Below are 19,774 nucleotides of genomic sequence, written 5' to 3' on the forward strand. Positions count from 1 at the left end.
GAAAACTCCTTGGGCTGTCGTGGAACGCATCTTTCGCCCCAGACGTCAGAAAAGGGATAACCAGGAACATACAGAGTCGATCTTCCGGTTGGTAACCCGAATCGGGCAGGTTTCCGCGCCCCGTCGACCCGTGACCATTCCGTGATGTTTGCCGGGCGCCGGTCGTTGATCGCGACGGTCGCAGGTCTTCGCAGATCACCGCGCCGCCTCGATCATTGGGACGCGTGTGACGAAGGTGAACATACTGGGCAAAAAGATCTTGATATGTGATGCAGATCACATTGGTCAGATGGAGCCGATTCGGGGTCGGCCGCGTCTAATCTCGCTCGATGATCGTCAAGGGGGCGGACGATCCACAGCGGGACGCCCGGGCGGACGCATGAAAAAGGGCCGGGGGATGCCCGGCCCGATGACGGTGTCGCGCGCTCAGTCGGTCTTCTGCTGGGTGGCGAACGCGTAGACCCTGTAGGTCGCGGTGTTGAAGTAAGGCGAGGAGATGCCGTCGTAGCGGCCGTCGCCGTCCAGGTCCCAGGTCAGACTGTTTACCCCGGTGAGGTAGCCGATCCTGGTGGAACTGCGGTACTTGGTCAGCCACGGACCGCCGCTCGCTCCGGCGGTGAACGCGCACGACTTGATCAGGACGCCCTGCGCCAGGCCGTACTTGGGTGTGGAGATCTTGGTGGTGGCCCGGCTGAGGCACCACAGCAGCGTCCGGCCGTCGTAGGGGCGGCTGCCGTTCGGATGGGTGCCGGCCGGATAGCCGAACGCGTAGGCCGCGACCTTCACCCCGCGGTTCCAGGCGAAGCCCTGGGCGCCGACGGTGTCCTCCAGCCGGCCGACGTCCACCCGCTTGTAGACGGGCTGGCCCTGGGCGTTCCGCTTCACCGTGCCGTCGGTGTTCTTGTCGGTGTCCCAGCGGTAGCCGCGGTACACCGTCACGAAGGCGTAGTCGTAGTCGTAGTCGTACCTGCCGCTGCCGACGAACCCGTCGTGCATGTACAGCGTGTGGCCGACGTAGATGCCGAAGGGCGTGGAGCCGTCATCGCGGTAGCCGGGAATGAACACCCAGTACTGGACGGCGGCGTGCCCGCCGACGTCGTAGGCGCAGTGCCCGGCGGTCGCCACCAGGTTGCCGTGGTTCTTGGAGCGCAGCGCCGTGGCCGAGCACCAGTACTCCGCCTGCCCGATCCGGAAGAAGACCTTCCCCACCGTGGGTGGCAGCGCGGGGTTCTTCAGGGCCGGCCGGCCCATGGCCGCCTTAGGCGGAACCGAGCCGGCGACCGACGTGCCGCGGGCGGAGTCCGCCGCCGAGCCGCTCGCCGTCGCCGTCGGTGTCGCGCGGGCCGTCACGCTCGGAGACGCGGATGGGGTGCTGGTGGCGCTGGCGCTGGCCGAGCTCCGCTGCGGACCGTCGCCCGCCTTGGGCGTGAAGCTACTGGCCTTCTTGAGCCGGTCCGGCGTCCACCAGTCGATGACCTTCTGCCGGTCCTCGTCGTTCTGCGCGAGCGGAAATCGGGAGACCCCGGCGGGTGGCGCTTTGGCCGCGGCCGCCGGCCCGGGCGTCACGGACACGAGCGCGTTCGCGGCCGCGAGGGCGGCGCAGAACAACAGCGCGATCCGCTTCGCTGGGGCTGGCATTTCTACCCTTCCGTGATCAGAAGTCGGCGGACAGCAGGCGAGGGCGATTTTTCCAGATCTTGCTACGGAAGGTAGCGGGTCGGTCGACCTGGGACTGCTTCGTTATCGCCGATGCGGGCCGTGGCGTCATGGATGGTGGCGGACGAGGGGACGGGGTCGGACGGGGGCCGATCTTCCACCTTGCCGGGCCGGACGTCAGGTCGCCGTAAGCCCGCCGATCGACAGAGGGACGGCGTGCCGCGCTCGGAACGTCCCCGTCGGATGAGCGGGAACAGCCGGGATCCTACTCCGACTATCACTCTCAGGTCGCCATAAATGGGACAAACGCCCTGCGACGTTAGGGTTCCGTTACCGGAACCACGGAGCCGGAACGCCGGATGGTGCGTCCAATTCCGCCCACCGAGACGGCGTCCTTGCCCCGGCCCGCCCGCCGGTCAGCGGCGAGGGCCGGCGGTGGTGTCGGTCGCGGAGCGGGGGAGCCAGGGGAGGCGGCGTTCCAACTCCACCTCCAGGGAGAAGCTGAGGAAGGTACGGATCGCCACGATCCCGGCCAGGATGCCGACGCTCTGGAAGCTGGGGGAGACCGCGACCGTACGGATGATGTCCCCGGCGACCAGGAACTCCAGGCCGAGCAGCACCGCCCGGCCGAGACTCTGCCGATAGCCGTGGTAGGCCTCCTGGGCCGGCCGGCCGCGGAACGACTGCCGCAGGTAATGGGTGGTGGCGAGCAGCGCCCCCAGCGCGATCACCGCCACCCCGGCGAGATCCACCGCCTTCCCGGCGCCCTCCACCACCGAGACGAAGTCCACGGCCGGCCCTCCCTGCGGATCCGGGCCCGGCTGCGGAGCCCTGGTCCTGGTCCTACCCGCCGGTGACCAGGTCCTCCCGGCGTCGATGGCGGTGATCGGCTCAGCCGGACGGAATGATCGGCACCTCCAAGTACGGGTCGCGTCGCATGGGACGACGGCGGCCCCCCGTCCGCTGCTGGACGAGGGGCGGCGGGAGTCGGCGGGGCGCCGCGGCGCGGGGCCCGGTATGGAAGGGCGGGCCGGCTCAGGGGTGGAGGGTGAGGCCCTTGAGCGTCTTGTCGAGGGCGTTCCGCGGGCCGTGGACGGCCAGGCCGACCAGGGGGAGGGCGTCGGCGGGGACGGCGCGGACGGTGGCGCGGTTGGCCTCGTCGTGGCCGGTCTTGAACATGTCCTCGATGTACACCGCGATGGCCAGCTCGCGGCTCAGGGCGCGGGCGTGCGTGCGGGCGAGCCCTTCGGCATCGGTGGCGTAGACGAGCACCGGCTGGCGGAACATCGCCAGGTAGAGGTTGCCGGAACCGTCCTGGTACGGCTCCCCGATGATCCCTTCGGCGCCGCCGGCCACCGCGCTCGCGAGGAACGCGGTGACGTTCAGCTTCTGCCAAGCGGCCAGGTCCTCGCGGACCACGATGCCGATCTTCGTGTCGAAACGCATGCGGACCAGCCTGGTGACCGGAACGCCCGCCGTCTTGTACGCCGGTGCGGCGCCAGATCGGCGGCATTCCAGCACATTGCCGCCGGATCCCGTCATGATCGGCGCGTCCCGGCGGTCCGCGCCGATCCGGTGCGGACGGCCGGGTGAGACGGTGATCCCGCCCGGCGGTGGGCGGGGTGTTTCCGGACAAGGCGGACGAGGCCCGGGGAGGTCGTTGCGCTGGGCGGTCGCGCACGGGAGGCTTACGGTCGCCCAGAGTCACGACTCAGGTCAATCGGGGGATTCACCATGCGACGATTCTTCACCGGGCTCGGCTCCGCCGTCCTGATCATCGGGGTGGCCGGCGCGCCCGCCGCGCAGGCCGCCTCGGCCGGCCCGCCGCCGCCGCAGCCGGTGGGCCAGCAGCCGGCCCTGCCGCCCGCCATCGCGCCCGCCCTGCCCGGGCAGCCGGTCGAAGTGGGCAAGCCCGGCCTTCCCGGGAAGCCCGGCGAGATCGGCAAGCCCGGCCTTCCTGGCAGGCCGGCCGAGCCGGGCAAGCCTGGTCTTCCTGGTCAGCCGATCGAGGTGGGCAAGCCCGGGCTTCCCGGCAAGCCCGCCGAGCCGGGTAAGCCTGGTCAGCCGGTCGAGTCGGGCAAGCCGGGGCTTCCTGGCAAGCCGGGCGGGCCGGAGCCGGAGCAGGCGGACACCGGCTGGGGGCAGATCAACGAGGAGAACGCGATCGACCGCACCGCGCGGGTGTTCATCCTCAGCCGGCACCGCGGCACCCGGCCCTTCCCGGCCGATCGGGTGGTCACCCTGCGCTGCATGCCGGTGGGCGGCACCCACCCGCGCGCGGCGGCCGCCTGCCGCACGCTGGCGACGGTCCGCGGGAACGTCGCGTCGCTCAACGTGTCGCCGTCCGCCAACTGCACCCGCATCTACGACCCGGTCACCGTGACCGCGGTCGGCATCTGGGACGGCCGGCAGTACCGGTTGCAGCGCACCTTCGGCAACCCCTGCATGTTGCGCGCCTACACCGGAGTGGTCTTCCAGTTCTGAGCCGTGTCGGGCCGGTGGACCACCGGCCCGACACCATCCGCATAGCGAAGGCCCGGCCGCCGTGCCGGGCCTTCATGCCGCCCGCCGGGCGTCGCCCCGTGAAGGCCCTACGCGACGGGGCTAACTTCTGCTGGAGGATTCATCAGTGTTTCCTGGTTTCTCTCTGGTATTAACAGTCACATGCGACTGCTCAAGCGGCTGCTCGCCGATCCGGGCGTGTCGGTGATCGTGGTCGAGCACCGCGACCGGCTCGCCCGCTTCGGTGTGGAGTACATCGAGGCCGCGTTGTCAGCGCAGGGCCGTATGGTGCGCGTGGTGGATGACGGCGAGGTGGAAGACGATCTGGTGCGGGACATGACCGATGTCCTCACCTGGTTCTGCGCCCGCCTGTACGGCCGTCGCGCTGCCCGCGACCGGGCCGAGAAGGCGCTCGCCGCAGCGGCGGAGGACGCCGGATGAGTCACAAGCAGGGCTTCCGGGTCGAACTGGCCCCCACCGAGGAGCAGGCGATCCTTATGGGCCGTCACTGCGGCCTGTCGCGGGTCGTGGAGAACTTCTGCCTGGAGACCGTGCAGAAGAAGAAGGCCCAGCAGGAAGCGGAGAAGACCTATGGCATCACCGGCGACGAGTTGACCAAGGTCCCCTGGTCCGCCCCGGCGCTGGAGCGGGAGTGGCGGGCAGCCCACCCCGAGCGCTACCCGTGGTTCGCCGACGGCAAGCTGTCCTCCCGCGTGCCGAAGGAGGCGTGCCGGGTCCGGGCGGCCGGCATCAAGAACTTCTTCGACTCGAAAACCGGCAACCGCAAGGGCGCCAAGCTTGGCTGGCCGAAGTGGCGCAAGCGCAAGCACGGTTCCCGCTTCCGCTACGACGCCGACCGCGCCAAGCCCCTGGGCGCCCACGCCGTTCGCCTCCCGGCGATCGGCGAGGTGGCGACCCGTGAGGACATGTCCTGGCTCACCGACCGCATGGCCACCGGCAACGCCCGCATACTCGGCGCGACCATCCGCGAGCAGGCCGGACGCTGGTGGATCTCCTTCCAGGTCGAGGTGGATCGCGACGACATCAACAAGCGCCACCAGGTCGACGACGACGCACCCGCGTGTGGCATCGACCTCGGCCTGAAGACGTTCGCCGTCATCCGCGACAGCGACGGCACGCGTGAGGAGATACACGCGCCCAAGCCGCTCAAGGCGGCCCTGCGGCAGTTGAAGCGGGCCAACCGCAAGCTGGCCCGCTCGGCTGAGGACTCCAGGAACCGGGCCAAAGCCCGCAAGCGCGTCGGACAGCTCCACCTTCGGGTGGCCGACCGGCGAGGAGACTTCCTGCACAAGACCACGACCCGGCTGACGAGAACCAAGTCCGCCATCGCCGTGGAGACCCTGCACGTCAAGGGCATGGTCAAGAACCGCAGGCTGTCCCGCGCCATCTCCGACGCCGGATTCGGCGAGTTCATCCGCCAGCTCGGCTACAAGGCCGACTGGTACGGCTCCCGCATCTGGAAGGCCGACCGCTGGTTCCCCAGCTCCAAGACCTGCGGGCACTGCGAGCAGATCAACCGCGCCCTGGCCCTCGCCGACCGCGTATGGGTCTGTACCGGCTGCGGCACCCTGCATGATCGAGATGACAACGCGGCAGGCAACCTCCTGGCCGCGATGCTCGCCGACACCAACGCTTGACATCGGAACCCTCGCCGGGAAGTTGCCCGGAGAGGAGAAACGCCTCGTGGAGACCACGTAGGACCTCACTCTCCGGAGTTGGCTGCGGTCGAGGAAGCAGGAAGAGACTCGGTGAGAACTACTGAGAATCACTCAACGGATTGGTCGCGGTACTGGCGGGCGGGTGACCGGCCGCTGGAGGCGATGCACGCGCACTTCGAGCGGCACGTCTATCACCGGCACAGCCACGAGACGTATTCGTTCGGCGTCACCGAGGCGGGCGCGCAGAGCTTCACCTGCCGGGGCGCGTCGCGCACCAGCGTGGCCGGCATGCTGATGGTCTTCAACCCGGACGACCCGCACGACGGGCACGCCGCCACCGAGCAGGGGTTCACCTACCGGATGCTGCACGTCGGGCCGGACCTGGTCGCCGACGTGCTCGCGGCGGCGGCCGGCCGGCCGGTCGGGCCGCCGCTGTTCGCCGAGCCGGTGGTGCGGGACGCGGGCGCGGCTCGGGCGGTGCGCCGGCTGCATCGGGCGCTGCTGGACGGCGCGCCGCCGCTGCGGCGGGACGAGCTGCTCGACACGGTGGTGGCGGGCCTGGCCCGGCGGGCCGGCGGCCGGCCGGTCGAGCCGCGGGCCGCGGGCTCGGCGCCGGAGATGGCACGAACGGCGCGGATCGCCCGGGAGGTGCTGCACGACCGCGACCAGGGCGAGATCACCGCGGCGGAGCTGGCGGCGGCGGCCGGGCGCAGCCGGTTCGCCGTCTACCGGTCGTTCCACGCGGTCTACGGGATGGCGCCCAGCGACTACCAGCGGCAGTTGCGGCTACGCGCCGCTCGCGGGCTGCTGGCCGCGGGCCGGTCGCCGGCACAGGCCGCGGCCGAGGCCGGGTTCGCCGACCAGAGCCACCTGACCCGGTGGTTCACCCGCTGCTACGGGGTCACTCCCGGCGCCTACCGCCGGGCGGCAGGCGTTGGGACGTCGCATTGACGGCCCCGGCCGGCGGAACGGCGGGGGCCGCGCCGAACGTGGTGCCCCCGCCGAACGTGGTGGGCAAGATGAACGGTGACGGGCTGACGACCCCGGCCTCCGGGACGGCGGGCGCCTCGATGAACGTGGCGGGTCCCCGGCGAACGTAGCGGGCGGGACGGTGTCAACGGCGGCGCGGTGGCAGGATGCCGGGGATCATCGGTCACGGTCAGGCCTGGATGAAGATCATGCTGCCCAGCGGGATGTGGCGGACGGCGTCCAGCGCGGCGGCGGGCAGCCGGACGCAGCCGTGCGAGATCGCCTGGCCGAAGACGCTGCCGTCCGGCCAGCCGTGCAGGCCGATGGTGCCGGGGCCACCGTCGTAGGTCCTCAGCTTCTCCGAGTGCATGCCGAGCGGGAGGATCACCGGGCTGTAGTCGACGCCGGAGGGGGCCAGCGCGGCGAGCAGGAAGGTGCGGCCGACCGGGGTGGGCGTCCGGCGGGTGCCGATCCCGACCCGCCACGAGCCGGCCGGACGCCCGTTCTTGCGCAAGACGAGCCGCCGATCGGACAGGTCGATGCGCACCTCGTAGGGGGTGTGCCCGATCTTGGCGGCGCCGTCGCCGGTGTGGATCCAGCCGGTGGAGCCGTTCGGCCGGCTGGGCAGCAGCACGCGCATCCACGCCGGGCGCCGCTCGACCACCGGGAGCCAGGTGGGCTGGTCGAGCTGGGTGGGCGGCACGACGGCGATCGGCGGGCCGCCGGGCGAGGCGTAGACGACGGTGGACCGGCGCGGGTGGAGGATGAGCCCGTCGGTGGCGGCCAGTGGTGCGGGATCGCGGCCGGCCTTGCCGACGGTGGTCCAGGTGGTGGCCCGGGGCAGCGCCGCGAGCTGCTTGCGCCCGACCGGGACCGGGACCTCCGGCCTGGCCACCGGGGTGCGCGGGGTCAGCTCGCGGTCGACCTTGCGGTTGATGAGGTACAGCAGCAGCGCCAGCCCGGCGACGGCGGCGGCCACGGCCGCGGCCACGATGACCAGGGTGCGGGTGGCGGGGCGGCGTTGGAACATGGGACGAAGACCCCCGGGAGTCGTGGTCGCCGCTGGTCAGGCGGCCGGTCGGATCAAGGGGCGGAAACGCCCGGAGGGCCCGTCCAACGGATCGGACGGGCCCTTTGGATACGCCGACCGGTGGATCAACCGGTGACGGCGAAGTGCGGCATGGGCCGCTTCGGCGGTGGCGGCGGTGCGTAGTGCTTGTGCACCTTGTGGTGGTGCATCGGGACCCAGCGTTGCTTGCGCTGGTCCCAGAACTCCCGGTGGCCGCCGCCCCGGTCGAAGTAACCCTCGATGGCTCGACGGTGCCCACGGTCGATGACCGTGACCAGGTCGTTGTTGTGCCGGAACCACTGCGCGCAGATCTCGCGCAGCCGGCGCCGCCGGTTCCACCGGTCGCCGTCCCCGTCCCCGTCGGTCGCGACCGGGTCGCCGAGGCCGATGAAGCTGCGAAGGTAGGGACGGCAGATCCGGGCGAGATCGCTCCGGCTCGTGTCCTCCTCCGCCTCGTCGTCTTCATCGGCGACGACCGGCTTCGGCTTCGGCAGCGCGGTCTCGACCTGAGTGAGGCTCGTGGCGCTGGAGTTGAACGAGGCGTTGCCCTGGTAGGTGGCGGTGATGATGTGCGAGCCCGCGGTCAGGCTGGACGTGGTGAAGGTCGCCTGGGCGGCCCCGGTGAGCGGGACCGTGGCCAGGGTGGTCGTGCCTTCCGAGAACACCACGTTCCCGGTGGGCAGGAGAGCGGTACCGGTCGCCGCCACGGTGGCGGTGAACGTCACCGGCTCCCCTACCTTGCTCGGGTTGCGTGACGAGGTCAGCGTCGTGGTGGTGACGAAGGGCTGACGCACGGTGACCGCGAAGGAAGCCGTCACGGGCGCACCGGCGGGCAGGGACGCTGCCGCGGATGCCTGGCCCGCGCCGGCCATTCCTGGTGTCGCGACGAGAACGCCCAGCGAGAGAGCGCCCGTGAGACCTGCCGTCAGCCATGACCGACCGACATTACGTTGTGAAGACCGAGTGTGACCGACGTCTATCATAAAGCGGTCCTTTTCTTTCTGCAGTTCGAAGTAAAGGAGCACCTCGATGCTGGCGCGCCTGCATGTCCGACCCTACTCATGCTCGACGTCGATACCGTTGTCCGACATGCGGGAGATTCGCGCTGCCAGGGGAGTTAATTGCAAAAAATAGAAGGTGTCCATTCCTTGGTTTATTGCGATAAGTCGGGCCAACTACCTGCGGTGATGTCCGGTGAAAAGCCCGATGGCGCAGGGAGAACCGCCGATCGGACGACACGTGGCGGTGCGGCGTGATTTTGGCCGGCATTCACATCCGTCCCGGCGGGTCGCCGGCGCAGTCCAGTGGCTTTCGCGGCTTTTGTGCAGGTGGCTGGAAAAGTCGCCGGGCGGCGTCCGGGGTCGAATAGAGTGCGAGAAGGGCCCGGCCCGGGGGCCGGCTTCCGCCCACCGTGGCCACGGATATCCGGGCCCGGCCGCGGATATCCCGCCTCGGCGGGGGAGGCGGGCCGGCCGCGCGCCCCGCCGGAACACCCGCCGGCCTCAGGGATAGGGTTCCGGCATGTTCGCCGTGACCTGCACAGCCGCCGACCCCGACAACCCGCTCGCCGGTCTCACGCTCGGTGACCGCCACGAGCCCGAGATCCCGGACGGCTGGACCACGGTGCGCGTCCGCGCCGCCGCGCTCAACCATCACGACCTGTGGACGCTGCGCGGCGTCGGCATCCGGCCGGATCGGCTGCCGATCGTGCTGGGCTGTGATGCCGCCGGGGTGGACGAGGACGGCAACGAGGTCATCGTGCACGCGGTGGTCGGCTCACCGGTGCACGGGGACGAGACCCTGGACCCGCGGCGCTCGCTGCTGTCGGAGGTGCACGACGGCACCTTCGCCGAGCGGGTGGCGGTGCCGCGCGGCAATCTGGTGCCCAAGCCGGCGGCGCTGTCGTTCGAGGAGGCCGCCTGCCTGCCCACCGCCTGGCTGACCGCCTACCGCATGCTGTTCGACAAGGCCGGGCTGCAGCCGGGGTCGACGGTACTGGTGCAGGGCGCGGGCGGCGGGGTGGCCACCGCGCTGATCGCCCTGGGACGGGCCGGCGGTTACCGGATATGGGTGACGTCCCGGTCGGCGGACAAGCGCGCCCGGGCGGTCGAACTCGGCGCCGACCAGGCGTTCCCGTCCAGGGCCCGGCTGCCCGAACGGGTGGACGCGGTGATGGAGACCGTCGGGCAGGCCACCTGGGACCACTCGCTGAAGTCGCTGCGCCCGGGCGGCCGGATCGTCGTCAGCGGCGCCACCAGCGGCGCGGTGCCGCCGGCCGACCTGAACCGGGTCTTCTTCCTGCAGCTGTCGGTGGTCGGCACCACCATGGGCACCCGCGACCAGCTCGCCCGGCTCGCCACCTTCCTGGAGCAGACCGGGGTGCGCCCGCGGGTCGACCGGGTGCTGCCGCTCGACCGGGCGGACGAGGGTTTCGCCGCCCTGGAGCGCGGCGAGGTCTTCGGCAAGGTGGTGTTCACCCTGCCCTGACCGGCCGGACCGGCCGGCGAGAGGCGTTCTCGATCCTCCTCGGCGGCGCGGCGCGGTGCATGCCCGACGCAGCGCGCCGCGGCGCGGTGCAGGGTCAGCGCAGCGCGGCGCGGATCCGGGTGGCCGCCTCGTACAGGGCGTCCTGCGCGGTGGCCAGCGCCTCGTCGGTGACCGCGGCCCCGGAGGCGGCGCCGCGGATGTCGGCGACGAACTCGGCGAGCAGCCGGCCCAGCTCGGCGTCGCGGTCCCGCGACCCGTGGCCCGCCCACGAGTCGCCCCACATGCCGCGGACCCAGTCCTCCTTCCAGCGCCGGGTCTCCTCCTTCCAGGCCTGCTTCTGGCGCTGGAACTCCCGCTTCTGGTCCTGCCAGGCGTCCTTCTGCTCGCGCCAGGCACGCCGGTAGTCCTCCGCGGCGGCCATGGCCTCGTCCTTGGCCGTCCGGGTCTCCCCGGCCGCCGGGCCCTCGTCGTCGCGGGGACGGCGGACCTCGCGGGCCATCTGCGTCAGCTCCTCGCGCAGCGAGCGGACGGTGTCGCGGACGTCCTCCTTCACCTCGCGCGCGATGTCGCGCACCGACTGGGAGATCTCCTGCTCCAGCTCGGCGAGCTCGTCGGCCCGGGCGGCCAGCTCGGCGCGCCCCTTGTCGGTGATGGTGAAGACCTTCTTGCCCTCCACCACCTCGTGGGTGACCAGCCCTTCCTCCTCCAGCCGGGCCAGCCGGGGATAGATGGTGCCGGGCGAGGGGGAGTAGACGCCGAGGAAGCGGTCCTGCAGCAGCCGGATGACCTCGTACCCGTGGCGCGGGCTCTCCTCCAGCAGCTTGAGCAGGTACAGCCGGAGCCGTCCGTGGGCGAAGACCGGGCTCACTGATCTCTCCTCAGCAGGGTCACGTCGGCGGAGACGGTGGTGGCGGACAGGGAGGCCATGCCGCCGCCGAGCCGGCCGGACATCCATTTGGCGCCGACCCGGCCGGACTGCCGCAGGTCGTCGAAGCCGGTGCGCAGCCGGCCGGCCGCGGTGCGCAGCGCCACGTCGGTGTCGACGGTGTGCGGCAGCCGGACCACGATCTCGCCGGACACGCTGTGCAGGGTGATGTGGCCGGTGGGCGGCAGGCTCAGGTCGGCGGTGATGCGGCCGGACACCGTGTTGGCGCGCAGCCGCCGCGGCGTGCCGCCGGCCACGGTGAGCTCGCCGGCGACGCTGGTGAAGGCGAGGTCGCCGGCCAGGCCGCGGCTCTCCACCGGGCCGGACACCGTCTCGGCGTCCACCTCGCCGCTGACCCCGTCCAGCACGATCTCGCCGGACACGCTCTTCACGCTGGTCCGCCGCTCGAAGCCGGCGACCACCGCGCTGGCGGAGATCACGCCGGCCTGCACCGGGCAGTCCTTGGGCACGGTGAGGGTCAGGGTGGCGGCCCGCCGGCCGCGGCGCAGCCAGCCCAGCAGGCCGTCCCAGGTGAGGTCCTGGTACGCCACGGTGAGCCGGCCGTCCTCGTCGTGCTCGACCAGCAGCGGTGGGGTGTCGATCTCGCTCACCTCCAGGGTGGGCGGCCCGTCACTGGCCAGCACGGCGAGCCGGCCCGCCACTATGCGCACGCTGAGCGCGCTCACCGAGTCGAACGTCAGCCGTTCCGGCTTGTCGATCATCCAGGTGGGCATGGTCCCGCCCTTTCACGGCGTCGATAACTGACATACAACACGATATATCTCGTTATCCAAAAGTCAAGATATATCGTGTTGCTCGGCCGGGAGGGCGGGTCAGTCCTCCTCGTCGTCGTCCAGCCGGGCGAGCCAGGTGGCCAGCCGCTCCACTGGCGTCTCGAACTCCGGATTGAGGTCGACGAACTCGCGCAGCCGCTCGGCCAGCCAGCCGATGCCGACCTCCTCCTCGCCGCGCCGCTCGACGAGTTCCTCGATGCCCCGGTCGGTGAAGTACATGCGATCTCCAGTGCTGAAGCGGACGTCGCGTCCCAGACGGCGAAGTCCCCCACGGCGGCCGCCGGTGGGGGACTCCTCACGCCGCGCCCGGCACCCGGGCGCGGCGGCGTGCCACGCTAGGCGAGGCTCTCGCTGACGATGTGGTGCAGCTCGGCGTCGTGCGTGGCGTGCGAGCCCACCGCCGGCGAGGAGTTCGGCTGCCGGGAGACCCGGCGCAGCCGCCGGCCGCCGAGGACGTCGGGGTCCTCGGTGAGCTTGAGGGTCAGGTAGGGCCAGGGACCCATGTTGACCGGCTCGTCCTGCACCCACAGCAGCTCCGCCGAGGAGCTGTAGCGGGCCAGCTCGGCGCGCAGCTCCTCGCCCGGGAACGGGTAGAGCCGCTCCATCCGGACGATCGCCACGTCGAAGCGCTCCTGCTTGTCCCGCGCGGCCACCAGGTCGTAGTAGACCCGGCCCGAGCACAGCACGACCCGCCGCACCCCCGCCTGGTCGACCTTGGCGTCGCCCAGCACCGGGCGGAACGCGCCGGAGGTGAACTCGGCCGTCGCCGACCCCGCCGCCTTCAGCCGCAGCAGTGACTTCGGCGTGAAGACGATCAGCGGCCGGTGCCGGCCGGACAGCACCTGCCAGCGCAGCAGGTGGAAGTAGTTCGCCGGGGTGGTCGGCTGCACCACCGTCATGTTGTCCTTCGCGCACATCTGCAGGAACCGCTCGATGCGGGCCGAGGAGTGGTCCGGGCCCTGGCCCTCGTAGCCGTGCGGCAGCAGCAGCACGACCGAGGAGCGCTGGCCCCACTTCTGCTCGCCGGACGAGATGAACTCGTCGATGATCGACTGGGCGCCGTTGGCGAAGTCGCCGAACTGCGCCTCCCACAGCACCAGGGCGTCCGGCCGCACGACGCTGTAGCCGTACTCGAAGCCCATGGCCGCGAACTCCGACAGCAGCGAGTCGTAGACGTAGAACTTGGTGGTGCCCTCGTTGAACGTCTTCAGCGGGGTGTGCTCGGCGCCGGTGACCCGATCGACCAGCACCGAGTGCCGCTGGCCGAAGGTGCCGCGGCGCGAGTCCTGCCCCACCAGGCGCACCGGGTGCCCGTCGATCAGCAGCGAGCCGAAGGCGAGGGTCTCGCCCATGGCCCAGTCGATGGCGTCCTCGGTGATCATCTGGCCGCGGCGCTGCAGCAGCGGCGCCAGCCGCGGGTGCACGGTGAAGCCGTCCGGCAGGGTCAGCTGCGTCTCGACGACCCGCTTGATCGTCTCCTCGCTGATGCCGGTCTGCGTGTCGTCATGCGACCACGGGACGACCTCGCCCGCGGCCGGCTTGACGACCGCGCCCGGCTCCAGCGGCTTCTTGCCGGCCTCGCGCGTCTCGGTGAAGGCGCGCTCCAGCTGCTCCTGGTAGTCGCGAAGGGCCTGCTCGGCCTCCTCGACCGTGATGTCGCCCCGGCCGATCAGCGCCTCGGTGTACAGCTTGCGGATCGACCGCTTGGCGTCGATCAGGTCGTACATCAGCGGCTGGGTGAAGCTCGGGTTGTCGGTCTCGTTGTGGCCGCGGCGGCGGTAGCAGACGAGGTCGATCACGACGTCCTTGCGGAACGCCTGGCGGTACTCGTAGGCCAGCCGGCCGACGCGCACCACGGCCTCGGGGTCGTCGCCGTTCACGTGGAAGATCGGCGCCTGGATCATCCGCGCCACGTCGGTGGCGTAGACGCTGGACCGCGAGGAGGCCGGCGAGGTGGTGAAGCCGACCTGGTTGTTGACCACGACGTGCACGGTGCCGCCGGTGCGGTAGCCGCGCAGCTGCGACAGGTGCAGCGTCTCGGCGACCACGCCCTGGCCGGCGAAGGCGGCGTCGCCGTGCACCAGCACGGGCAGCACGGTGAAGCCCTCCTCGCCGCGCTCCAGCAGGTCCTGCTTGGCGCGGACGACGCCCTCCAGCACCGGGTCGACGGCCTCCAGGTGCGAGGGGTTGGCCACCACCGAGGCGGCGATCTTCTCGCCGTTGGGCGCGGTGAAGTCGCCGGACGCGCCGAGGTGGTACTTGACGTCGCCGGAGCCGTGGGCGCTGCGCGGGTCGAGGTTGCCCTCGAACTCGCCGAACACCTGGGCGTAGGACTTGCCGACGATGTTGGCCAGCACGTTCAGCCGGCCGCGGTGGGCCATGCCGATGACGACCTCGTCCAGCCGCTCCTCGGCGGCCGCGGAGATCACCGAGTCCAGCAGCGGGATCAGCGACTCGCCGCCCTCCAGCGAGAAGCGCTTCTGCCCCACGTACTTGGTCTGCAGGAACGTCTCGAACGCCTCGGAGGTGTTGAGCCGCCGCAGGATGTGCAGCTGCTCGGCGCGGTCCGGCCGGGCGTGCGGCTTCTCCACCCGTGCCTGGATCCAGGCACGCTCCTCGGGGTTCTGCATGTGCATGTACTCGATGCCGACCGTGCGGCAGTAGGAGTCGCGCAGCACGCCGAGGATGTCTCGCAGCTTCATCAGCGGCTTGCCGCCGAAGCCGCCGGTGGCGAACTCCCGCTCCAGGTCCCACAGGGTCAGCCCGTGCGACTTGATGTCCAGGTCGGGGTGCTTGCGCTGGTTGTACTCCAGCGGGTCGGTGTCGGCCATCAGGTGGCCGCGCACCCGGTAGGCGTGGATCAGCTCGATGACCCGGGCCGACTTCGCCACGTCGTCGTCGTGCGAGGCCGAGATGTCGTGCTCCCAGCGCACCGGCTCGTACGGGATGCGCAGCGCCTGGAAGACCTCGTCGTAGAAGCCGTCCTCGCCGAGCAGCAGCTGGTGGATGCGGCGCAGGAAGTCGCCGGACTGGGCGCCCTGGATGATGCGGTGGTCGTAGGTGCTGGTGAGCGTCATGGTCTTGCTCACCGCCAGCCGGTTCAGCGTCTCGGGGGAGGCGCCCTGGAACTCGGCGGGGTACTCCATCGCGCCGACACCGATGATGGTGCCCTGGCCGGGCATCAGCCGCGGCACCGAGTGGACCGTGCCGATCGTGCCGGGGTTGGTCAGGCTGATCGTGGTGCCCGCGAAGTCGTCGACGCCGAGCTTGCCGGCCCGGGACTTGCGGACGATCTCCTCGTAGGCCATCCAGAACTGCCGGAAGTCCAGCGTCTCGGCGTTCTTGATCGACGGGACCAGCAGCTGGCGCGAGCCGTCGCTCTTCTTCACGTCGATGGCCAGGCCCAGGTTGACATGCTCGGGCTTGACCAGCGTCGGCTTGCCGTCGACCTCGGCGTAGGAGAAGTTCATGTCGGGCATCGCGGCCAGCGCCTTGACGATCGCGAACCCGATCAGGTGGGTGAAGGACACCTTGCCGCCGCGCCCGCGGGACAGGTGGTTGTTGATCACGATGCGGTTGTCGATCAGCAGCTTGGCCGGGACGACGCGCACGCTGGTGGCCGTCGGCACCGCCAGGCTCAGGTCCATGTTCGCCGCGGTGCGCGCGGCGGCGCCGCGCAGCCGGACCTCCTCGGCGCCCGCGGAGGCGGCCGGCGCGGTGGCGGCGGGCTTGGCCTTGCCGGTCGGTGCGCCGTCGGTCTTGGCCGCCTTGGCTTTCCCGGCGGCCGGAGCCTTGCCCTCGGCCGGAGCCTTGCCCTCGGCCGGAGCCTTGCCCTCGGCCGGAGCCTTGCCCTCGGATGGTGCGGAGGTCGTCGCGGGTGGGGTGGAGGTCGCGGGAGCGGCGTCGGCCGTCGCGCCGTTGGCACCGGCGGGCGCCGGCGACCGGCTCGTTCCGGCATCGGGGTTGTAGTCAGCGAAGAAGTTCCACCAGGCCCGGTCGACCGACTCGGGATCCTCGAGGTACTTCTGGTACAGCTCGTCGACAAGCCACTCGTTCTGTCCGAAGTTGGCCAGTGGGTTTGTCCGCGACGACTCAGACGACACGGCGGAAATCGCCCTCTTCCGCAGATCGGCGTTGATGATAAGAGATCCTGTCCAAGGCTACTCGCCCGGAAGCCCGGCGTGCGCCCTCTCGGACCGGCTCACCGCCCGATCATCCCAGGACCGTTCGAACTGGTCACGCGCGGGTAGCCCGCCCGGGGGGTGAGGGCATGCTCACCTACACCTTAGTGCGTCCCGCCGTCAGCTCGGACTTTCCTGGGCGCTCCCGGCGCCGACCAGCCGGGTTTCGATCCGCACGGTGGGGGTGATCTCCCGCAGCAGGGCGGCCAGTTCCTCCCCGGCGGCGGCGAGTTCGGCGAGGGACAGCGGGGCGAGCCGCTCCAGCAGGAACAGCGCGTCGGTGGTCTCCTCGGTGATCCGGGTGCGCACGCACTGCCGCCAGTTCCACCGCCGGCAGGTCACCCCGAGGTCGTCGCGCCAGACGACCTCGCCGATCTCCGGGTGGTCGACGACCGCCTCGCCGCGGTCCACCACGTCGAACGGCTCGTCGCCGCCGGCCCGCACCAGCCGGGCCGGGCCGGCGTAGTGCGCCAGGTCCTCGCCGCCGATGGGCAGCGCCCGCCGGATGCTCACCGCGGTGTAGGCGTCCACCACCAGGTTGATCTCCGGGGGCGGGGTGCGGCGGATCAGGGCGTCCACCGACGGCCGGGTGCGCTGCGGCTTGGCGCCGAAGGCCCGGTAGGCGTCGTGCCAGGCGGTGATCTTCTCGTCCCCCGGCGGGACGGCGGCCGCGGCCGCCTCCGACAGCCAGCGGCGCGAGCGCTCGTCGGACGGTCCGCCGGTGAGACCGTACGCGGCGACCGCCAGCACCGCGAAGTCCGGCCGCAGCCGGGTCACCGCCTCGTCCACTCGGATGGAAGTGATCACGGCGTTCACCCTAGCGGGCCGGCACGCGGACGGGCCGCCGCCCTGGATCGGGCGGCGGCCCGCATTACGGGGCCCGGCGGCTACGCGCAGGGAGAGCCGTTGAGGGTGAACAGGTCGGGCGCCGGGTTGGCGCCGGGGGAGGAGGTGCCGTTGAACCCGAAGGTGATCGACGCCCCGGGGGCGATCTTCGCGTTCCACGGCAGGTTTTTCGCGGTCACCGTGGCGCCCTGCTGCGTCAGGTCGGCGCTCCAGGCGTGCCCGGCCTGCTGCCCGCCGAGGAACGACCAGGCCAGCGACCAGCCGTCGATCGCCTTGGTGCCGGTGTTCTTCAGGGTGACCTGGGTGGTGAACCCGGCCGGCCAGGCGCCGTGCGTGGTGTAGGTGACCTTGCACTTGGCCGGGGCCTTGACCGTGCCGTCGCCCTGGGCGGCCACGAACGCGGCCACCCACGCCAGCGGGGCGTTCCAGTTGATCGTCAGCTCGTTGGTCGCCCAGGAGTTGATGTCGTCGATGTAGCAGAACTGCCCGACGCAGCCCTTGAGCTTGTCGGCGGCCAGCGGGTCCTCGATGCCGGAGTTGGCGCCGCCGGCCAGAGTGCCCTTGGGCGGGTTCGGCAGGTCGGGGTTCAGCTGGTGGGCGTACCACCGGCTGTGCTGGTTGCGCGAGGCCACCTCGCCGTAGCCGGTGACGTACGACTGGTTCAGCGCGTTACGGCCGAAGATGTAGTCGATGCCGCGCAGCGCGCCGTCGCGGTACTTGACCGCGCCGGTGATGTCGTACGCGGTCGCCAGCACCTGCACGTTGTTCAGGATGCCGCTGTTGGAGCCCCACTCGTAGCGCGTGGTGTCGTAGGGCAGGCCGTAGGCGTGACCGTTGATCGCGGCGAGATACTTGTCGGCGCCGGCCACCACCGAGTCGCGCACCGCGGCCCGGCCGGGCAGCGCGTTCGGCACGGTGGCCAGGTCCAGCCGGCCGAGCGCCGCGACACTGCCCCAGTTGAAGCCCTTGGGGTCGAAGATGTCGGTGGCGTGCAGCGGCGAGGCCAGCACGTAGTCCTGGAACTCCTTCTCGCCGGTGGTGATGTAGAGCTCGGCCGCGGCCCAGTAGAACTCGTCGGTGACGTTCTGGTCGCCGTAGGCGCCGCCGCCGGTGCCGTCGGAGTCCAGGGCGTACCGGGCGGGGTTGGCCTTGGCGGCCGCCCAGGCCTTGCGCGCCGCGGTGAGGTTGCGGGCGGCGAACGCCGCGTCGTACGGGGCGAACAGCCGGGCGGCCTGGGCGGCGGTGGCCGCCAGGTTCAGCGTGGCGGCGGTGGACACCGGGTGCAGCTCGCGCTTCTGCGGGTCCAGGTGCGGCAGCAGCGGCAGGCCGGTCCAGTTCTCGTCGTGGATCTTGTGGTGCGCCATCCCGGCGAGCGGCTTGCCGTCCGGTACCTGCATCTTCAGCAGGAAGTCCTGCTCCCAGCGGGCTTCGTCCAGGATGTCGGGGACGCCGTTGCCGCTCTCGGGGGTGTCGAGCATGCCGTCGGTGAACGGCTGGGACGTCGCGGCGTTCTTGGTGCGCTCGAACTCGCCCATCACCTGGGCGACGGAGATGCCGCCGTTCACGACGTACTTGCCGTGGTCACCGGCGTCGTACCAGCCGCCGGCGACGTCCAGGGAGTACTCGCACACCCCCGGCTGGCAGGGGACGTTCGTGTCGCCCTGGTTGGGCGCGACGCCCACGTGGCCGGCCGGCCGGCCGTAGCCGGGACGCAGGCTGTCGAGGATCTCGATGCCGCTGCGCTGCGGGTAGAAGAACTTCAGCGCGTCGGAGCGCAGGCCCGCGTAGGCGGCGCCGCCGATGTCGAACGGCCGGCTGGTCTCACCGTCGGCGGTCAGCGTGTACCCGGTGCCCGCCTTGGTGTAGGAGCCGAAGTCGATGGAGTGCACGTTCTGGCCGGAGGAGGGGTCCACGCCGCGCGGCGCGGTCTGCCCGGTGGCGACCACGGTGCCGTCCGCCTTGGCGAGCTTCCAGGGCAGCGCCGCGGTCTCCTCGGTCACCACGGTGGCGTTCTTCGGGCCCTTGGGCAGGTAGGCGACCTGGTTGACCCGGACCCGCGGCCCGGTGTCGGGGACGTAGACGTCCGGCGGGGCGCCGCCCTTGAGCGAGACGTTGTCCATGCAGAAGCGCCAGGCCGTCGAGCTGCCGCCCATCTGGAAGACGACCTGCGCGTTGGGCAGGTCGACCGGCGAGGTGAAGGTGTAGGAGAAGGTCTCGCCGTCCGGGCCGAGCTGGGGGTTGGCGGTGACGTAGGCGGTGTAGGGGTCGGTGGGCATCTGGACCAGGGCCTTGCCCACCTTGGCCGGGTCCCCGGACCCCCAGAAGCTGAACGCGTAGGTCTCGCCCTTGACCAGCGGGATGTCGTTCTGGCCGATGATGGCGTCCCACGGGTTGACCGTGCCGGCCGGGATGTCGGTGCACAGCCGGCCGCCGGTGGTGTCCAGCGTGAGGTTGCCGCTGCCCCACCAGGGGGTGCTGCCGTCGTCGAAGGTGCCGTTGCGGATCTGCTCGGGCGCGTCGTCGGCCGCGCGGGCCGCGGGGCCGGACAGTGCGGACGCGGCCAGCGCGGCCGCCGCGGTGAGAGCGAGCGAGGCCGCCCACCGCCGGGATGGTCTGATCACGCGATGTCCCCAGGGGGTCGAGGTCGGGAGTCGTGGGAGCGCTCC

The 19,774-nt window shown here is 71.3% G+C and carries 15 protein-coding genes and 1 pseudogene; 5 read left to right on the top strand and 11 right to left on the bottom strand.

Features of this window, described 5'->3' with window-relative positions; genetic code table 11:
- Positions 1-426: 426 nt before the first annotated feature.
- From Sru01_RS21405 to Sru01_RS21415, 3 genes are all read right to left on the bottom strand, one after another.
- Complete coding sequence (locus Sru01_RS21405; RefSeq protein WP_203989247.1) at positions 427-1,638, bottom strand: trypsin-like serine peptidase; 1,212 nt, start codon at positions 1,636-1,638, stop codon at positions 427-429.
- A gap of 434 nt (positions 1,639-2,072) precedes the next feature.
- The gene (locus Sru01_RS21410) at positions 2,073-2,447 is read right to left on the bottom strand and encodes a DUF1622 domain-containing protein (protein WP_203989248.1); all 375 of its coding nucleotides are present in this window, start codon (positions 2,445-2,447) and stop codon (positions 2,073-2,075) included.
- A gap of 244 nt (positions 2,448-2,691) precedes the next feature.
- Entirely contained in the window at positions 2,692-3,102 is a 411-nt protein-coding gene (locus Sru01_RS21415) for a DUF2000 domain-containing protein (RefSeq protein ID WP_203989249.1), read from the bottom strand.
- A 288-nt stretch (positions 3,103-3,390) separates the two neighbouring features.
- On the opposite strand from Sru01_RS21415, the gene Sru01_RS36285 reads away from it, so the two are divergent.
- The 4 genes and pseudogenes from Sru01_RS36285 (at position 3,391) to Sru01_RS21435 (ending at position 6,788) form a co-directional block, all read left to right on the top strand.
- Positions 3,391-4,140, top strand: coding sequence for an SSI family serine proteinase inhibitor (locus tag Sru01_RS36285; RefSeq protein WP_203989250.1), 750 nt, complete (start codon positions 3,391-3,393; stop codon positions 4,138-4,140).
- Positions 4,141-4,302: 162 nt separating this feature from the next.
- Positions 4,303-4,599, top strand: a pseudogene (locus Sru01_RS21425) (recombinase family protein); the annotation flags it as partial.
- Entirely contained in the window at positions 4,596-5,816 is a 1,221-nt protein-coding gene (locus Sru01_RS21430) for an RNA-guided endonuclease InsQ/TnpB family protein (protein WP_203989253.1), read from the top strand. The pseudogene Sru01_RS21425 and the gene Sru01_RS21430, both read left to right, overlap by 4 nt.
- A 111-nt stretch (positions 5,817-5,927) precedes the next feature.
- On the top strand, positions 5,928-6,788 hold the full coding sequence (locus Sru01_RS21435; protein ID WP_239137630.1) for an AraC family transcriptional regulator: 861 nt from the start codon (positions 5,928-5,930) through the stop codon (positions 6,786-6,788).
- A gap of 208 nt (positions 6,789-6,996) precedes the next feature.
- On the opposite strand, the gene ldtCP is transcribed toward Sru01_RS21435, so the two are convergent.
- Together ldtCP and Sru01_RS21445 are read right to left on the bottom strand one after the other, a co-directional pair.
- A complete protein-coding gene (gene ldtCP / locus Sru01_RS21440; RefSeq protein ID WP_203989255.1) occupies positions 6,997-7,836 on the bottom strand; it encodes a L,D-transpeptidase in 840 nt (279 codons plus the stop codon).
- A gap of 125 nt (positions 7,837-7,961) precedes the next feature.
- Positions 7,962-8,693 carry an Ig-like domain-containing protein gene (locus Sru01_RS21445; RefSeq protein ID WP_203989257.1) on the bottom strand — a complete coding sequence of 244 codons (732 nt, stop codon included), beginning with the start codon at positions 8,691-8,693 and terminating at the stop codon, positions 7,962-7,964.
- A 703-nt stretch (positions 8,694-9,396) separates the two neighbouring features.
- Here Sru01_RS21445 and Sru01_RS21450 point away from each other — a divergent pair.
- The gene (locus tag Sru01_RS21450; RefSeq protein ID WP_203989259.1) at positions 9,397-10,362 is read left to right on the top strand and encodes a zinc-binding dehydrogenase; all 966 of its coding nucleotides are present in this window, start codon (positions 9,397-9,399) and stop codon (positions 10,360-10,362) included.
- Positions 10,363-10,456: 94 nt separating this feature from the next.
- On the opposite strand, the gene Sru01_RS21455 is transcribed toward Sru01_RS21450, so the two are convergent.
- From Sru01_RS21455 to Sru01_RS21480, 6 genes are all read right to left on the bottom strand, one after another.
- Positions 10,457-11,230 carry a PadR family transcriptional regulator gene (locus Sru01_RS21455; protein ID WP_203989260.1) on the bottom strand — a complete coding sequence of 258 codons (774 nt, stop codon included), beginning with the start codon at positions 11,228-11,230 and terminating at the stop codon, positions 10,457-10,459.
- Positions 11,227-12,021, bottom strand: coding sequence for a DUF4097 family beta strand repeat-containing protein (locus Sru01_RS21460; protein WP_203989261.1), 795 nt, complete (start codon positions 12,019-12,021; stop codon positions 11,227-11,229). The genes Sru01_RS21455 and Sru01_RS21460 overlap by 4 nt, the downstream gene beginning before the upstream one ends.
- 99 nt (positions 12,022-12,120) lie before the next feature.
- Positions 12,121-12,300: a DUF6104 family protein gene (locus tag Sru01_RS21465; RefSeq protein WP_203989262.1), complete on the bottom strand. Its 180-nt coding sequence runs from the start codon at positions 12,298-12,300 to the stop codon at positions 12,121-12,123.
- A gap of 116 nt (positions 12,301-12,416) precedes the next feature.
- Positions 12,417-16,184, bottom strand: a complete 3,768-nt coding sequence (locus tag Sru01_RS21470) for a multifunctional oxoglutarate decarboxylase/oxoglutarate dehydrogenase thiamine pyrophosphate-binding subunit/dihydrolipoyllysine-residue succinyltransferase subunit (protein WP_203989263.1) — start codon at positions 16,182-16,184, stop codon at positions 12,417-12,419.
- Between the two features lie 198 nt (positions 16,185-16,382).
- A complete protein-coding gene (locus Sru01_RS21475) occupies positions 16,383-17,069 on the bottom strand; it encodes a B3/B4 domain-containing protein (RefSeq protein WP_203989264.1) in 687 nt (228 codons plus the stop codon).
- Positions 17,070-17,149: 80 nt separating this feature from the next.
- Positions 17,150-19,729, bottom strand: a complete 2,580-nt coding sequence (locus Sru01_RS21480) for a glycoside hydrolase family 9 protein (protein WP_239137631.1) — start codon at positions 19,727-19,729, stop codon at positions 17,150-17,152.
- Positions 19,730-19,774: the final 45 nt, after the last annotated feature.

The sequence above is a fragment of the Sphaerisporangium rufum genome (assembly GCF_016863395.1).
In the GTDB taxonomy this organism is placed as follows: domain Bacteria; phylum Actinomycetota; class Actinomycetes; order Streptosporangiales; family Streptosporangiaceae; genus Sphaerisporangium; species Sphaerisporangium rufum.

Excerpts from the sequence above, each read along its gene's own strand:
- Sru01_RS21405 (WP_203989247.1), bottom strand. The coding sequence starts at position 1,638 with ATGCCAGCCCCAGCGAAGCGGATCGCGCTGTTGTTCTGCGCCGCCCTC.
- Sru01_RS21415 (WP_203989249.1), bottom strand. The coding sequence starts at position 3,102 with ATGCGTTTCGACACGAAGATCGGCATCGTGGTCCGCGAGGACCTGGCC.
- Sru01_RS36285 (WP_203989250.1), top strand. The coding sequence starts at position 3,391 with ATGCGACGATTCTTCACCGGGCTCGGCTCCGCCGTCCTGATCATCGGG.
- Sru01_RS21430 (WP_203989253.1), top strand. The coding sequence starts at position 4,596 with ATGAGTCACAAGCAGGGCTTCCGGGTCGAACTGGCCCCCACCGAGGAG.
- ldtCP (WP_203989255.1), bottom strand. The coding sequence starts at position 7,836 with ATGTTCCAACGCCGCCCCGCCACCCGCACCCTGGTCATCGTGGCCGCG.
- Sru01_RS21450 (WP_203989259.1), top strand. The coding sequence starts at position 9,397 with ATGTTCGCCGTGACCTGCACAGCCGCCGACCCCGACAACCCGCTCGCC.
- Sru01_RS21460 (WP_203989261.1), bottom strand. The coding sequence starts at position 12,021 with ATGCCCACCTGGATGATCGACAAGCCGGAACGGCTGACGTTCGACTCG.
- Sru01_RS21465 (WP_203989262.1), bottom strand. The coding sequence starts at position 12,300 with ATGTACTTCACCGACCGGGGCATCGAGGAACTCGTCGAGCGGCGCGGC.